The following is a 15,020-nucleotide window of genomic DNA, read 5'->3' on the forward strand; positions in this document are numbered from 1 at the left end:
CTGGCACATCTCTTGATGAAGTTATTCGTGCTTATTGTGCAGAAAGAGTGTCTCATACTTATTTGAAATGACTATACCATTGATTCTATTGGATTATTGAGGAATCAATATGTTTTTGAGGCTCTTGAATTTTTAACTTAAATAAAATACACCCTAAATTTAGTTAATTTATCATTAAATAACAGTTAGTGTTACTTGATGACAGCTTCCGTCAAGATTACCTTGCCATTCTGGCGGACTTGCAGGCGTTGCGGGTTAATCGAATAGATAATATTGCCGTTAGTCGCTTCATAAGTTCCGTCGTCACCTGTCGTTACTTGCATGACATTGATTTGGCTGCCATTTATTTTGCTGAGGCCGCGGTAAAAAATCTCGCCTTCCTGGGTTTTGCAAATGTATATAGAAAAGTTGGGCGTTGCGAAAAATTGCACCATTTGGGCCTTCGGACATCCCTCAACTTGAGCAATTTGCAGCGGTTGATTATTGCCCAAAGTGTTGGGTGCGATCGCCCGAACTTTGCCAATCGGTTGATTTAGTGCAGTCGCTTCTGCTGAGGCAGTCAAAAAGCTGTGAAGCGAAGCTATCCCGTTCCCCGTAGGGGTTCCCGAAGGGTAGGGAATCGCACTAATGCCTGCCATAACTAGACCTACTCCTTTAATGCCCTTAACTCTATATTTATCAAACATCTTGTCACTCCTGGTTTTAACTATATAATTACATCTTAAGCGATCTTTGCTGGATATTAATAATATTTAATCTCACAGGTGATGTGCGGCTGGATCACGGTACACCCTAGGTTTAAGTAAAGTGCGAACTGCGCGCCCTACACCAGTGAAAATACATAAATATGTCAATGCGATCGCAGGAAAGCAATCTCTTGCATTGATGACATTTTTAAGATTTTATGACTTGTTCGCGCTAATCTGAGAAACCGGGTTTCTTCATATATTTCTCGTTACTAAATTTTTGATTTTCCTAGGAACCGGGTTTCTCGCCTCCCATGCGATCGCCAACTGACTCTGTTAGAGGGTAATTGTTTATTGGCGCTTACCCATTTATTAAATGATAAAAAGGGAAAGAAAAGATACATTTTCCTTTCCATTCCCCCTTTTTTTAGGCACAATTCATAATTGCGAACCTGGTAATTAATTAACTGCTGCCAACTGTTTGTCTTTGATTTCCACAGGCGCGGTTAATGCCTCTTTCAAATCCGCACAGCCGAGTTTTTCCTCCAAAATTGCCATCACTTCGCGGCCGAAATCATTGGAATTCCGCTGCCAAGCTTCTAAACAAATCTGTCCGAAAAACGAACCCAAAGGCTCTGGATTCCACAGCAATTTGCGCGCTGTCCAAGGCATCAAACTCATGGGATCGTAACCAGGTTGCAGAATCTCCTGTTTAAAGGCGTATTCTTCCAAAATTGTGTGCGGCTGCAGGCCGATAAAGAAAATAGCTGGTTCTACTTTATCGGCTCCGAAAATTCGCTCTAATTCTCGGTGATAAGCAATAGTTTGCCGGATAGTTTCAAAGGTTTCGTCAATGACGTTAAACGAGTAATTAACTGAAACCACATCGTTGTAACCTGCTGCTTTTAAATCGCGGCAATTCTCTAAAACTACTCGCAAGTTGTAGCCCATCCGCATTTTCCGAACCAGTTCCTGAGAACCGCTGGTGATGCCGATTTCAAAGTAATTCATCCCCGTTTTTACCATCAAATCGCACAACTCGGGTGTGAGATTGTCCGCACGGATGTAAGCGGCCCAGTGTATGTCATCCATGCCGGCGGCGATGATTTTTTGCAATAATTCAACTGCATCATCGATGAATTTGCGTGCTGGGATAAATTGAGCGTCGGTAAACCAGAAATTGCGGATACCTCGATCGTACAATTGCCGCATCTCCGCCACCACCTCATCCGCCGGATTGATCCGCACTTGCTTGCCTTCAATCACCGTATAAATGCAGTAACAGCAATTATGAGGACAGCCGCGTTTGGTTTGGACTCCGACGTAGAAGTCCATATCTTGTAGATAATAGGAAAATTCCGGCCAAATCGTTTCGATGTAGTTATAGTCGCAAGCAGTTTTCTCGATGTTGGCTGGCTTTTCGTGAATTAGCCGATCCCGCGGCACAGTTTCTCCCACCACATAACATCTTTCCTCGGCCAAATCTTCGCCCTTAATTAACTTCTCCAGCAAAGCTTCGCCTTCCCCCACCGAAACCACAGTTCCCGTCGGCAAACTGCGTCCCAACTGCTCGTAAAACACGCTCACAGCACCGCCGCCGACCACTGCACGAGCTTCGGGGCGGTATTTCCGGGCCCGCTTCAATCCGCGCTTAATCAGTCCCAAATTGCGCCAGAGTTCGGTGTAGTAAGACGCGGCTAAACGCAGTCCTCCGAGTGCTCCCCGGAACTTGATCAGCGGATTTTTGGCGTAGTAAAACTCGAAGGCATTTTGCAGCGGATTGCCGCCCCTGCCACCCACGGGCGCGTAAATTTGAATGTCCCGCCAAGAGAAAACCAGTAGAGTCGGCTTAAACTCGTCTATGCTGGCATCTAAAGCTTTAGCGAAATCCAGGGGGGGTACGGCACCTAAATCAAAAATGCGCTGTTGGACATCGGGAAACAGCTTGTGTACGTGATCCGAAAGATACACAACTCCGATCGGGAAAATAGGATTGCAAGGGAGGCGAACGTACAGGACTCGGTTTTCTCGGTTTTCCATGATTGCCATATCCTAAAGTGGAACTTTTTCCGCTATGTTAATATTCTTTTAATATAACTTTACAATCTGTCTAATTTTCGCAATTTGACATTAAATATTCTTAAATTTTTCTATGGGGATTAAGGCCGAGCTTGTTGATGTCGATCGGCGACAGCAGCAGAAAAAAGCTAATTTTTAAGTCAATACAGGGTATTTTGGCTTAAAATCCCAGCGGGGAGTCAAAAAGCCGATATTTATCCGGTTAAATTTAAATTTATGTACGATCGGTCTCTAATGTGTTAGAGAGTTGGTAGTCGGCTTTACAGTAGGCTGGGATCGCGTAGTGTTAGCCTGAGAAGATAACTAAAACTTTTAGGCAAGGCTCCCTCAGCAGTTATGGCTCAAATTCTTGACCCCGTACCCTCAGACACCGACAGCAAGATTCTGTGCTGCTACGTCAACGCCACCAGTCAGATTCAGATTGCTCGCATCGCCAACATTCCTAACTGGTACTTTGAACGAGTGGTGTTTCCCGGACAGCGCTTAGTGTTTGAAGCGATGCCGGCCGCAGCATTGGAAATTCACACCGGGATGATGGCGAGTGCAATTTTGTCGGATAAAATTCCTTGCGATCGCTTGCAGATTAACGAAGGCCCCTATTCAAACGTCAATCCTAGCAGATCCCCAGACGCAGTTCAGGGCGATCGAACAGCGATGGCCCGCCGCCCCAAATCCCGAGAAATCTCAGAACCTTTGACTGTACCGGCGCTAACCGCCGTTGATTAATCGGAGTTGTGAGTTTTGAGTTATAAATTGTCAGTTAATTGATAACTCCGCGCTCAAAATTCCAACTTCAGCAAAGTGGTAAAAACTCAACACTTAAGAATCAAAGTTTGTGAAATGAATTTTAGATCAAAACTCGCAACTGCAAAGATTGTCCGGTTTTTCGTATTTCCCTGAGTTTTGTTGGCGGGCTCGACAACTGTGCCAAAATATCCTTAAACAGCTTCTCGAATTTCAGCCATGTCAGCAAAACCTATCGCATTTCCCCCATCTTCTGCCCCAGTATTTGAGCCGGCGATATTCCGGCTTTCTCCCCTGATTAGAATCACGCTGTTGAGCTTGTACACAGCCCTGACAATTCCCTTGCCCTTTTTGTCGGAAGTAACCAAAGCACCGGTTCCCTCGGCCGCACTCTGGGCGGCAATTTTTGTCGGGGCTGTGGGCCTCTACGGCGTGCTCAGTGAAAGGGTAATTTTGAGCGAGGAGGGGATTGAAGTCACATATCCCAACTGGTTTCCGCGTTTGTTTCGCAAGGGTTGGTCGCTACCTTGGACTGAGGTAAAAGCTCTCAAACCTCGATCGACCGGTCAAGGAGGTTTAGTTTACTATTTTTTGAGTCATTCGGGAGAAGGTTATTTGCTGCCAATGCGGGTGGCTGGATTTGGTAAATTAGTCGGTTTGGTGGAAGCAAAAACAGGTATTGATACTAGAGATGTCCGCCCTTTGTCGCAGCCTTGGATGTATCTTATTTTACTTTTATGTACGCTGCTGTTGCTGTTGGTAGATGCGTGGACTATTGTTACGGCGATCGGAATCAAAGGTAATCTGTAATATTATCTCCGGTATAATAACCGTTATAAAGTTGGTAGTTAGGACTTCAGTCCTCATAAAACTTGCTCGGAGTGAAGTCCTCACTAAGCTTTACTGCATTTAGTTTTTACCTTTAGGGCGGGCTAGAAGGCCACCCCAAAAGAGTTCCCATAAAAATACAGCTTATTCCATGTAGAGCCTTTATGATAAAGATTAGGTACAATAATAGCAGTGAGGAAACCAATTCCAAATATTTTCTGATGTAACTTCATTAAACGCAAACCAAGAGTGCTTTTCCTAACTCTTGATAATTAGTCGTCTTGATAGAACGGAGAATATTTTTAAGTTGTGACCATCATTTTTTTTATTGGGGAGAAGTCCGGCGAATAGGGCGACAAGTATATTAATTTGGCCGCTTTTTTTAGATGGCTTTTTCTACTTCTTCTCCGGTATGAATAGTACAATTATCCATTACTACACAAACCGCTTTCCCTAACTTTGGCACTAATTTTCGGATAATAAAAGCCTCAAATGTAATTCCATAAGTTGTACCTATTAAATTAACTGATGTTAAGATTTCGTTGACCGATATAGCTCCAATTATTGAGACATTTCTTCCGCGTTTATTCGGTTTTGATCCCTTGGCTCTTGAACCTTTTAGCCTCCCTTGCATATAACCTAACCATTGCCAAGTTTACTCCACATTCATCAATGAATATTAAGTCTTTGAAACAAACTTCTCTAATTTTTTGCCAGAACTCGTATCGCAGGTTCTGAACTCTGGAGCGTGCCTTTGTCTGACGGGAAAAGAGTTTTTTTTTCTTGCGTCATGTTTAAGAGTTTTGCCATTCTTCCCATCGTTGCTACGCTGATGGTAAAACCAATTTTTTGGTACAGTAAATAACGGAGTTCTTCTAGAGTTGCATCATTGTTTGCTTCAATCAATTCCGCTCTCGATTAGCAGTTGTTCTGCATTCAGTTTTAATTTGACTCCACATCGCTCAGTGCGAGGAGCAATATGCAAGGGTGTCACGATACTGTTTAACCAATTTTTGGACAAAACTTAGGGCTACACAAAAACGGTTAGCTATTGCTCTTTGTGACAGCGGTTCATTATGGTACACATCCATTATTTTTTCTCTAAAATCAATCGAATAAGTTTTCATTTTTACTAATGCGTGATCCTTGCTAAAATTTGAGATAGTTGTCATTCTAGTGACTGCTGCGGGTCGAGGGACTACTGCTCGAAGAGCGACCCATTTAATTAGAGCTGTATAACATTTTGAAGTTCTATATTTTTCACTCCGTTTAAGTCAGTTATATTATACCTCATCTTTCTAAGAAATGCTATAGAACCCATTTGATATCTAGGAAGCTAGCCTCTTAATCATCAACCTAATAAAACAAAGATTCATCTTGGCAGTTGCATTATCTAAGGTTCTCTCGAAGTTTTGGATGAGAATTTTACACCTTTCCATCCAAGAATTGGAGCGCTCGATGACTCACCTCGCTTTAACTGGCACAAATCCCGATTGTCCTCTTTCTTCTTTTTGTTTTTTTGAGGGTTTTTCCAAGAGTTCAAACTTAATTTTGGTGAGAATTGGTGGGTAAATTTTATTTAACTCAGCATTCAAATGGTCGGGGTGATATCCGTGGTCTAGCAAGATAGTGATTTTGGGAACATTAACGGGTTGAGACTTGAAATAATTGATGTTTTTGCTTAACATTTCAATTAAACCTGCATCATCTGATAAGCTAGCTTTCGTGCAGTGAGTAAAAAATGGAAACCCAAGCGTATCAACCGCTAGATGTCTTTTAATACCATTGGTTGATTTGTAAAAACAATAACATGAGCGATGCAATACTGGCATTACAGGTATTTTTAACTGCCTGTGAATCGATTATCATCAATGTAGTCCACTTCGGTTTTTTTTTACTTGCAATCGGACGCTTTGAATGTAAGACCCTCATCAACTCTTCAAGCACACCTTGAGAGCGCCACGGTTTGTAATGCCAATATACGGTTGAGTAGGGAGGTAAATCTTTTGATAGGTCTGCCCAATTGCAACCATTCTTGAGTTGATAGAAGATGCCATTTAAAATTTCTCTTTGAGTCCAGTTAGGGGGTCGATTTTTCTTTTTTAGCGGCAAAATTTGAGAGAGTAAGGGTGACAAAACTTCCCATTCAGCATCTGTGAGATTAGTAGAGTACGGCATCGCCCGATAGAGTGTTTTGATGGTAATTTTACATCAACGAGCCTCAGCGGGGACAACCAACTTGAAAACCTTTCCAGGCTAAGCTTTAACCCCAAAATCTCAACAAACAGCTCACAGCAGGCAATCGACTGCTATGAGCCTCACGCCCGCTACGAGTAGATCGCCGGCTGTGAGTCCATCGCCCGCTGTGAGCCGATCGCCTACTGTGAGTCGATCACCTGCTGCTGGGATCATCAAAAGATCTCAAATGGGTTCTATAACCTGACGAAGTTTACCTTTATCGGATGTTGAGGCCTTGCGCTCTACTCGATCAGATGCAATGTTTTTGAGGAGAGCTTTTAACTGACTGTCATCCATGCTTTAACTTATTTCGCGTAAATTATTTTTACTGCTGGCTAACAACAGACTGCGGCTACTTGGGTAATTGTTAAGAGTTTAAATAAAAAAGTTTATTGTCAATTACTACTTACCAACTTCCCGCAGCAGCCGCTCAATTAAATGGCTAATTCACTTCACTCAGCCTGCGCAAATTCAAAATGTCGCTCATCTTTTTAATTTGCATACAAGTCCGCTCGAACTGTTGTTTATCCTGGATATCCATGCACAAGTCAATTAATGCGGGCAATCCGGGATATGTTTTGACTTGAGCGCTGCGGACGTTTACTTGGTTGTCCTTCAAATGCGATAACACATCATTGAGAACTCCCACTCGATCGAGGGCTTCAATTTGAATGTTAACCGGATAAGTGTTGGGTCGAGATTCATTGCGGTTGCTGGAATTCCAACTCACAGGAACCAAGCGATCGCCTGGTACGCTCTCAACATTTGAACAGCCTTGCCGGTGAATCGAAATTCCGCGAGTGCGAGTCACAACTCCAATAATTGATTCCCCAGGAATCGGACAGCAACAGCCGGATAAATGGTAGAGCAATCCCTCTACACCTGCGATCGGCGATTTGCTCGGAGACGAACTAGGTACTGGTTTCGGTGCCGTCGATGCAGGTATTAGCTGGGGCACTTCGTGGGTTCCTGCGGGAGCAGCTTCAATTTTTTGCTGCACTTTTACTAAATCTCGCAGTCGATTTACTACGAGATTTAGGGTGACTTCGCCGTAGCCCAAACCGGCGATTAAATCTTCGACACTGTGGTAGTTGCAGCGCTGAGCCACCGATTGCATGGGCTCAGATTTTAGCAAAGATTCCAAGCCATTTTTACCTAATTCTTTTTCCAGCAATTCCCGGCCGCGAGCGAGATTTTCATCTCGGTGCGATCGCTTCAACCATTGGCGAATTCGGTTTTTGGCTCCGTTTGTCTTGACAAAATTCAGCCAGTCGGAACTCGGATGACCATTTTTTTGGGTCAAGATTTCTACAATATCGCCGTTCTTTAAAACCTTGTCTAGTGTTACCATTCGCCCGTTGACTCTGGCACCTGTGCAGTGATTGCCAATTTCTGTGTGAATACGGTAAGCAAAATCTACGGGAGTTGATCCGCTATTGAGAGCAATCACGTCTCCGTTAGGAGTAAAAACGTAAATATCTTCGTCGAATAAGTTGTCCTTAATACTTTGTAAATATTCGCGATCGTCTTTGAGGTCGCTTTGCCATTCTAGGAGTTGTCGCAGCCAAGTAAATTTCTCGTCGTCGCCGGTGACTGTTGTGTTAGAACCGCCAGTTTCTTTGTATTTCCAGTGCGCGGCAATGCCGTATTCTGCAATGTGGTGCATTGCTACGGTGCGGATTTGCACTTCGATGGGGCGGCCGCTGGTTCCGATTACTCCGGTGTGCAAAGATTGGTAGCGGTTGGCTTTTGGTAAACCGATATAATCTTTAAAGCGGCCGGGAATCGGGCGGAAAGAATCGTGGACGATCGCCAAAGCCCGATAACAGTCATCATTGGTTTCTACTATGATCCGCACCGCCGCAATATCGTACACTTGCTTAAACCCTTTTTGGCGGCGCTGCATCTTCCCGTAAATCCCGTACAAATGTTTGGGACGACCGCTAACTTCATAGCATTTAATGCCTAAATTGTCAAGCCTTTCTCGCAAACTATCTGTGACTTCTGCGAGTTGAGTTTCTCGATCGGCCCGCTTCTCTGCCACCAATTCTTGAATTTCGCGGTAAGCTTCGGGTTCCAGGTATTTAAACGCTAAATCTTCCAATTCCCACTTAAAGCGGCCAATACCCAAACGGTTCGCTAGGGGAGCAAAAATATCTCGGGTTTCTAGGGCAATACTGCGCTGCTTTTCTTCGGACAAATGCTCCAAAGTCCTCATGTTGTGCAGCCGATCTGCCAGTTTGACGACAATGACGCGAATATCTTTAGCCATTGCTAGGAACATTCGGCGGAAATTTTCCGCAAGGCGCTCTGTTTTGCTGGAAAAATTAAACTTAGAAAGCTTGGTGACACCTTCAACCAACTGTCGCACTTCGGCGCCGAACCGCTGTTCTATTTCTTCGAGAGTAATATCTGTATCTTCAACAATGTCGTGGAGGAAGCCGGCGGCAATCATGACGTTGTTGCCGCCCATATACCGCAGTATTCCAGCGACAGCTACCGGATGGCAAATGTAAGGTTCTCCAGATTTGCGGTACTGTCCTTCGTGCAAGTCGCGGGCAAATTCAAAGGCCCGACAAATTAAGCTGTCGTCAGTCGAGCAATTCGGGTTAGGGTCCCCATCAGGCTGCGATCGAGTATTCAGGCATTCTTGCAGCCAGTCGGGAACTACAGCAGGATCGATCGAAGGAGAGGGAGTCAGAGTGTTCGCGTTCATGGGGTACACCTTTAAAACTTAGAAATACAAATGGTTAAAAGCCGGTTTCCGGTTGAATTGCCGAAATTATGTGTTTAGCTATACTAAACTAATTGAATGCCACAATTTGCAATTCAAAAAAATAGTCGATTTTTCTCAAACTATACCTATGTAATCCCGAGTCGCCCCCCCTCGTAGGTAGGAAAATATAGTGACACCACTGCCGCCGCCGCAGTCTGTCGCTCGGGGAAAATCGGGTAAAATAAGCATATTTTGGCGGTAGCAGTTGAGGTTGCGGGGGGATCGGCATTTACCGGCAACGCTAAACTAAAAGCAGCAGCCAGAAGGGTAGAGCCAGGGAAACAAATCAAAAAAAGTTCTCACAAAACAGGGAATTGCTCCAAAAACGCACGGCTTCCCTCCATATGAGCAAACTTAAGTAAGTATCTACTTTGATTATAAATACAAATTTGTTTACAAAATCATGATATTGTCCGAAGACCGCCGCCAGTGCTACCAAGAATTACAGCAAGCACTAGAACAACTACAAAGAACTGCTGCACAGGATAATCTGGATGGGGCCGCGCTGGCGATCGAATACAGAAAAGTGCAACAATTTTTCGGAAACCAAATTATGAGAGCCGAAAGCGATGAGTTAGACGCCTCAGAAACACCCCCAGAGCAGTCCTATTTGACGGAAATTCACAAGCAACTGCGGTTGTTGGGGACAGATGTCACGTTTTTGCAAGCGTCGCGCCAGCCAGCGACAGCAAAGGCGAGGCAAACTGCGGCGATCGCGCGGCTCAACACGCTAATTGGCTACTGTGGCGCGCTGCTACAAAAAAATTCTGGTTCTTCAGGGCCCGCCCAGATACAGAATTAATAATTGAATTAACAGGGAATTAAGAAGGCAAGGAGAAATAAAGCGGTGGAATGTCCAAAATGTAAACATCCCAACTTAGAAGGCGGCACCTTAGCCGGCAGTATGTCAGTGCAGTGGTGTCCCAACTGTTACGGTATCTGGATTCCAGGCAGAGAATACGAAGCTTGGCAAAAAGAACAGAGCCAGTGGTACAACAAATCCGAGAAGCCTGATGCGACTGGGACTCTCGGCATAGAATTCACACCGTCTGTCTACGACAGCAAAGCAGCGCTGTGTCCCGAAGACGGTCACTATCTGTCGCGGGCGAAAGTTCCCTTCAGCAGAGTCCCCTTTTACATAGAGCGCTGTATGTTGTGCGGGGGCATTTGGTGCGATAACGGCGAGTGGGACATTCTCGAAAGTCTGGGATTCCACACCGAGATTGACAAGATGTTTTCTCCGAATTGGCAAGCTAAGGCGCGCGTGCAAGAACTCGCCTCTCGGGAACGTCAAGTGCTGACTGAGAAGCTGGGGCCGGATATCGCCGGATATGTGTTGGAACTGGCGGAAGTTTTAGCAGACCATCCTCACGCAGATTGTGCGGCTACTTACATACTGCGGAGAGCTGAGTTGAAGCGAAAGGAAATTTAGTCAGTTGGCTGTTGACAGTTGACTGTTGACTGTTAACGGTTGACTGTTGACTGGTGTTAGTAAACGGTTGGTCGGTTAATGATGTAGTGATAAAATCTTTGTTTGTAGCAATTTCTATTGGTATTTACAAACAGCATAGTTGACGGTTGACTGTTAACGGTTGACTGTTGACTGTTGTTAGTAAGCGGTTGGTCGGTTAATGATGTAGTGATAAAATCTTTGTTTGTAGCAATTTCTATTGGTATTTACAAATAGCATATCTGTCTCTTGCCAATAACTAATAAGTCCTGAACCCTACTAATAACTAACAACTAACCGCCACTATATTGATAAATAATAAATAACAACAGACAACAGTTAACCGTCAACAGACAACAGACAACAGACAACAGTTAACCGTCAACAGACAACAGACAACAGACTAAGGACTAATAACTAATGACTAATGACTCTTCTCTATTTTCCGTTGACAATCTGCGAGTAGCTTATCCTCAGCGGCGAGGCCAATCTGGTTGGGCCGTTGACGGGGTTTCCCTGACGCTGAAACCGGGGGAAAAGCTCGGATTAGTTGGGGAGTCTGGCTGCGGTAAGTCAACTTTGGGAAGGGCGGCGATGCGGTTGCTGCCGGATTCAACGCTGATTGAGGGGCGAGTTAGTTTTGCTGGAGAGTCGGTGTTTGATATGAATGCTTCGCGGCTGAGACGGTTTCGGGGCGAAGCTGTAGCATTGATTTTTCAAGATCCGATGACTCGTCTCGATCCTTTGATGACTGTAGGAGAACATTGCATCGAGACTTTGCAAGCTCACAGACCGAATTTGGATCGCAAGCAAGCTAAGAAACGGGCAATAGAAACTCTGGAAGCTGTGAAAATTCCCGCGTCTCGCTGGTCGCAATTTCCCCACGAATTTAGCGGCGGAATGCGACAAAGAGTAGCAATTGCTTTGGCTCTTTTGCTCGATCCCAAATTAATTGTGGCGGACGAACCGACTACAAGTTTGGACGTAACTGTAGCTGCTCAGATTTTGCAGGAATTAACCAGACTTTGCGAGGAACGGGGAACGGCTATTTTGTTGATTTCTCACGATTTGGCGATGGTGGCTGAGTATTGCGATCGCATTGCGGTGATGTACGGCGGTAAAGTCGTAGAAACAGGGCCGGTGCAAAACGTTTTTGAAAAGCCCCAGCACGAATATACTCGATCGCTCCTCAAAGCAGCTTTGCACATTCAAGCCGATTCTGAAAAAGGGTTAGCATTCGAGGAAATCAGGACTGAAGCCGTTACTGCAAACTTAACAAATTCGCCTCTTTTGACCGTAACGAATTTGCAGCAACACTACAGTTTAGAAAGCAATTTATTGGATCAGTTGTTTTCCAGGAATCGCCAGGTAATTAAAGCAGTAGACGGCGTTAGTTTAGAGCTACAACGGGGAGAAATTCTAGGGCTGGTGGGGGAGTCCGGCTGCGGCAAAAGTACCTTGTCACGCACGATTTTGCAGCTAATTACCGCGACGGGCGGCAAAGTTGTATTTCAAGGAATAGATATAACTGCCCTGAACCGCGATGCTGTGAGGAAGCACCGCCGCGAAATGCAAATGATCTTTCAAGACCCCCACGCTTGCCTGAATCCGATGATGACTGTCGGGCAAAGTATTGCTGACCCTTTGTTTATTCACAAATTAGCTAATGGCAGCGAAGCTAAAAAACAAGTAATCCAAATGTTAGAGCGGGTGGGTTTAACTCCAGGGGAGGATTTCTTTCGCCGCTATCCGGGGGAATTGTCAGGAGGACAACAGCAGCGAGTTTCGATCGCCCGCGCTTTGATTACTCGGCCGCAACTGATAATTTGCGACGAACCTGTGAGTATGCTGGATGCCAGCGTGCAGACTCAAGTTTTAGAGCTGATGTTGGAGTTGAAGCAAGAATTTAATTTGACTTATCTGTTTATTACGCACGATTTGTGGGTGGCGAGATTTTTTTGCGATCGCATTGCGGTAATGAATGCTGGAAAAATTGTTGAAATCGGTAAGACTAGGGATATTTTTACTAATCCACAGCACCCTTACACTCAGCAATTGTTGCAGGCTGCTCCTTTACTGGCTCGAACTCAATAGAAAGGTAGAAAATTGGGGCCATCTAATGTCTGTCACGGGCTTCTAGATGGATTTCGGAAATTTCCGGTTAAATTCGCTAAAGTGAAGGCAGACATTTCAAATCCTTCCACCGACACCAAGCACGATATGGCAGAATCTGACCTAGGCAGTTTTGCGGTGCCACCCGAAGCCTCATTCGCGATCGCACAAGATGAAGACACCGAGAGCGATCGTCCGACGGTAGCTCGGTCGTCAGCATACAACAACTGGTCTGCCGACGATCCAGTGGGAGCTTTGTTCAAGGAAATGGCTCGGTATCCTCTACTAACAGCAGCCGAAGAAGTAGAGTTGGCGCGCCGCGTTCAAGAATTGGTAGCCCTGGATGAACTAGAACAGCGTTTGCAGCAGGAATTGGACAGAGTGCCGACAAAAGCTGAACTCGCAACGGCTTTGGGGATAAGCGAAACTCAACTGCAACAGCTTCGCCACCAGTGCCAGTCGGCGAAACGGAAAATGATCAGCTCGAATTTGCGCTTGGTGGTTTCGATTGCCAAACGCTATCTTAATCGGGGCGTGCCTTTTCTCGATTTAATTCAGGAAGGAGCTTTGGGTTTGAATCGGGCAGCCGAAAAGTTCGATCCGGAGAAGGGTTACAAGTTTTCTACTTATGCCTATTGGTGGATTCGCCAAGGAATTACCCGGACAATTGCCAATCAAGGGCGGACGATTCGCTTGCCTGTTCACATTGTCGAACAGTTAAATAAACTCAAAAAAGTTTATCGAGATTTGAAGCGTTCTCTTCAACGCAATCCAAGTGAAACTGAACTTGCTAGAGAAATGCAAGTTACTTGCGAACAGCTTCGTTACCTCCAGCAAGTACGTCGGCAATCTTTGTCTCTCAACCACCGCATCGGTTCCGAAGAAAGTTCGGAACTTTTGGATGTTCTCGAAGATAACGCGACGCAATCTCCCGAAGCTCAGATGAATGAGATGATGATGCGCCAAGATATTTTGGAGGTGTTGGACAGTATTTTGACTGAGCGGGAAAAAGAGATTGTTGCTATGCGTTACGGTTTGCTGACCGGCGAACCTTACACTTTAGAAGAGGTCAGCAGTTTGTTCAATTTGTCCCGCGAACGAGTCCGTCAAATTCAAAATAAGGCAATGCGAAAGCTGCGCCGCCCTCAAGTGACGGAACGATTGAAGGGCTGGTTGAAATAAGCAAAAAAAATTGAGTTGGCATTTTGAAAAATCTTAAAATTATTGTGGGGTGGCACTCCGAGGCTATCGAAAATATGCTGGTTCAAGGTAGAAAAAATTAATAAAAAATTACAAATTAAAAATGTCTTAATGTGGTATTTTTAATTGTTGATTGTCGCTGACTACTTACTTATTTATGTCTTCTGAGGTAATTTTGCGTCCAGCTACCCGCGCCGACGTGCCGGTGCTGTTTGATTTGATTAAAGCTTTAGCTGAGTACGAAAAATTATCTCATGCCGTTACTGGCAATGCCGTTGATTTGGAGCATCATTTGTTTGGCGATCGACCTTTTGCTGAAGCGATTTTAGCCGAGTGCGAAGGCCAAGTTGTGGGCTGGGCGCTGTTTTTTTACAATTATTCTACTTTTTTAACTCAGCCGGGAATTTATTTGGAAGATTTGTTTGTGATCCCTGAGTTTCGAGGGCGGGGGATTGGCAAATCTTTGATAGTTTATTTAGCGCAGTTGACGGTTGAAAGGGGCTGCGGGCGTTTGGAATGGAGCGTTTTGGATTGGAATGAATTGGCGATCGGATTTTACAAGGGTATTGGTGCTGATGTAATGCCCGACTGGCGGATTTGCCGGGTTGCGGGCGAGTCTTTGGCAACTTTGGCATCCAAACAAGTGTAAAAACCCCTCGATAAGACTGGGCGATTGCAATTGATCCTACAAAAATTTTCGTCTCTCTCGCTTGAGACTAAGAAATCAAGGTGTGTACCGCGCACCTTACAACGAATCAGTAGGGTGCGCCACAAGCACCTTACAACAAATCTGTAGCGCCTCAAATCTTGGGTTGCGTAAATCCGAGTAGATATAGTCATTTCAAATAAATGTGAGACAGAGGTAAGATCATGATAAAATCGATAAAAATAGTTAATTAGAAAAAAA

13 protein-coding genes and 1 pseudogene are annotated in these 15,020 nt (G+C 44.8%); 7 read left to right on the top strand and 7 right to left on the bottom strand.

Annotated elements, in window-relative coordinates:
- Nucleotides 1-191: 191 nt before the first annotated feature.
- Both QUA57_RS26060 and QUA57_RS26065 read right to left on the bottom strand, forming a co-directional pair.
- Entirely contained in the window at nt 192-686 is a 495-nt protein-coding gene (locus QUA57_RS26060; RefSeq protein WP_333064637.1) for a hypothetical protein, read from the bottom strand.
- Nucleotides 687-1,145: 459 nt separating this feature from the next.
- Complete coding sequence (locus QUA57_RS26065) at nt 1,146-2,726, bottom strand: photosystem II high light acclimation radical SAM protein (protein WP_333064635.1); 1,581 nt, start codon at nt 2,724-2,726, stop codon at nt 1,146-1,148.
- Nucleotides 2,727-3,101: 375 nt separating this feature from the next.
- Here QUA57_RS26065 and QUA57_RS26070 point away from each other — a divergent pair, with 375 nt between their 5' ends.
- Together QUA57_RS26070 and QUA57_RS26075 are read left to right on the top strand one after the other, a co-directional pair.
- On the top strand, nt 3,102-3,491 hold the full coding sequence (locus QUA57_RS26070) for a DUF1830 domain-containing protein (protein ID WP_333064634.1): 390 nt from the start codon (nt 3,102-3,104) through the stop codon (nt 3,489-3,491).
- Nucleotides 3,492-3,728: 237 nt separating this feature from the next.
- Nucleotides 3,729-4,319 (top strand): hypothetical protein, encoded by a 591-nt coding sequence (locus QUA57_RS26075; RefSeq protein WP_333064633.1) that lies wholly within the window; start codon nt 3,729-3,731, stop codon nt 4,317-4,319.
- A gap of 192 nt (nt 4,320-4,511) precedes the next feature.
- Here QUA57_RS26075 and QUA57_RS26080 read toward each other — a convergent pair.
- From QUA57_RS26080 to QUA57_RS26100, 5 genes and pseudogenes are all read right to left on the bottom strand, one after another.
- Nucleotides 4,512-5,464: pseudogene (locus tag QUA57_RS26080) on the bottom strand (IS630 family transposase).
- Nucleotides 5,465-5,800: 336 nt separating this feature from the next.
- On the bottom strand, nt 5,801-6,025 hold the full coding sequence (locus QUA57_RS26085) for a hypothetical protein (protein WP_333064631.1): 225 nt from the start codon (nt 6,023-6,025) through the stop codon (nt 5,801-5,803).
- An 88-nt stretch (nt 6,026-6,113) separates the two neighbouring features.
- Nucleotides 6,114-6,515 (bottom strand): transposase, encoded by a 402-nt coding sequence (locus QUA57_RS26090; RefSeq protein ID WP_333064629.1) that lies wholly within the window; start codon nt 6,513-6,515, stop codon nt 6,114-6,116.
- A 111-nt stretch (nt 6,516-6,626) separates the two neighbouring features.
- Nucleotides 6,627-6,749 (bottom strand): hypothetical protein, encoded by a 123-nt coding sequence (locus QUA57_RS26095; RefSeq protein WP_333064628.1) that lies wholly within the window; start codon nt 6,747-6,749, stop codon nt 6,627-6,629.
- Between the two features lie 268 nt (nt 6,750-7,017).
- The gene (locus QUA57_RS26100; RefSeq protein WP_333064627.1) at nt 7,018-9,291 is read right to left on the bottom strand and encodes a bifunctional (p)ppGpp synthetase/guanosine-3',5'-bis(diphosphate) 3'-pyrophosphohydrolase; all 2,274 of its coding nucleotides are present in this window, start codon (nt 9,289-9,291) and stop codon (nt 7,018-7,020) included.
- Nucleotides 9,292-9,754: 463 nt separating this feature from the next.
- Here QUA57_RS26100 and patD point away from each other — a divergent pair, with 463 nt between their 5' ends.
- The 5 genes from patD (at nt 9,755) to QUA57_RS26125 (ending at nt 14,762) form a co-directional block, all read left to right on the top strand.
- Nucleotides 9,755-10,153, top strand: a complete 399-nt coding sequence (gene patD, locus QUA57_RS26105; protein WP_333038068.1) for a heterocyst frequency control protein PatD — start codon at nt 9,755-9,757, stop codon at nt 10,151-10,153.
- Nucleotides 10,154-10,198: 45 nt separating this feature from the next.
- Complete coding sequence (locus QUA57_RS26110; RefSeq protein ID WP_242719859.1) at nt 10,199-10,783, top strand: TFIIB-type zinc ribbon-containing protein; 585 nt, start codon at nt 10,199-10,201, stop codon at nt 10,781-10,783.
- 438 nt (nt 10,784-11,221) lie between these two features.
- Nucleotides 11,222-12,895 (top strand): ABC transporter ATP-binding protein, encoded by a 1,674-nt coding sequence (locus QUA57_RS26115; protein WP_333064625.1) that lies wholly within the window; start codon nt 11,222-11,224, stop codon nt 12,893-12,895.
- A 126-nt stretch (nt 12,896-13,021) separates the two neighbouring features.
- A complete protein-coding gene (locus QUA57_RS26120) occupies nt 13,022-14,095 on the top strand; it encodes an RNA polymerase sigma factor, RpoD/SigA family (RefSeq protein WP_333064638.1) in 1,074 nt (357 codons plus the stop codon).
- 175 nt (nt 14,096-14,270) lie between these two features.
- Nucleotides 14,271-14,762 carry a GNAT family N-acetyltransferase gene (locus tag QUA57_RS26125; protein ID WP_333064624.1) on the top strand — a complete coding sequence of 164 codons (492 nt, stop codon included), beginning with the start codon at nt 14,271-14,273 and terminating at the stop codon, nt 14,760-14,762.
- Nucleotides 14,763-15,020: the final 258 nt, after the last annotated feature.

The organism is Microcoleus sp. Pol7_B2, from assembly GCF_036701035.1.
In the GTDB taxonomy this organism is placed as follows: domain Bacteria; phylum Cyanobacteriota; class Cyanobacteriia; order Cyanobacteriales; family Microcoleaceae; genus Microcoleus.

Coding starts and splice junctions, on each gene's coding strand:
- QUA57_RS26060 (WP_333064637.1), bottom strand. CDS start 686: ATGTTTGATAAATATAGAGTTAAGGGCATTAAAGGAGTAGGTCTAGTT.
- QUA57_RS26065 (WP_333064635.1), bottom strand. CDS start 2,726: ATGGAAAACCGAGAAAACCGAGTCCTGTACGTTCGCCTCCCTTGCAAT.
- QUA57_RS26070 (WP_333064634.1), top strand. CDS start 3,102: ATGGCTCAAATTCTTGACCCCGTACCCTCAGACACCGACAGCAAGATT.
- QUA57_RS26075 (WP_333064633.1), top strand. CDS start 3,729: ATGTCAGCAAAACCTATCGCATTTCCCCCATCTTCTGCCCCAGTATTT.
- QUA57_RS26085 (WP_333064631.1), bottom strand. CDS start 6,025: ATGTTAAGCAAAAACATCAATTATTTCAAGTCTCAACCCGTTAATGTT.
- QUA57_RS26090 (WP_333064629.1), bottom strand. CDS start 6,515: ATGCCGTACTCTACTAATCTCACAGATGCTGAATGGGAAGTTTTGTCA.
- QUA57_RS26095 (WP_333064628.1), bottom strand. CDS start 6,749: ATGATCCCAGCAGCAGGTGATCGACTCACAGTAGGCGATCGGCTCACA.
- QUA57_RS26100 (WP_333064627.1), bottom strand. CDS start 9,291: ATGAACGCGAACACTCTGACTCCCTCTCCTTCGATCGATCCTGCTGTA.
- patD (WP_333038068.1), top strand. CDS start 9,755: ATGATATTGTCCGAAGACCGCCGCCAGTGCTACCAAGAATTACAGCAA.
- QUA57_RS26115 (WP_333064625.1), top strand. CDS start 11,222: ATGACTAATGACTCTTCTCTATTTTCCGTTGACAATCTGCGAGTAGCT.
- QUA57_RS26120 (WP_333064638.1), top strand. CDS start 13,022: ATGGCAGAATCTGACCTAGGCAGTTTTGCGGTGCCACCCGAAGCCTCA.
- QUA57_RS26125 (WP_333064624.1), top strand. CDS start 14,271: ATGTCTTCTGAGGTAATTTTGCGTCCAGCTACCCGCGCCGACGTGCCG.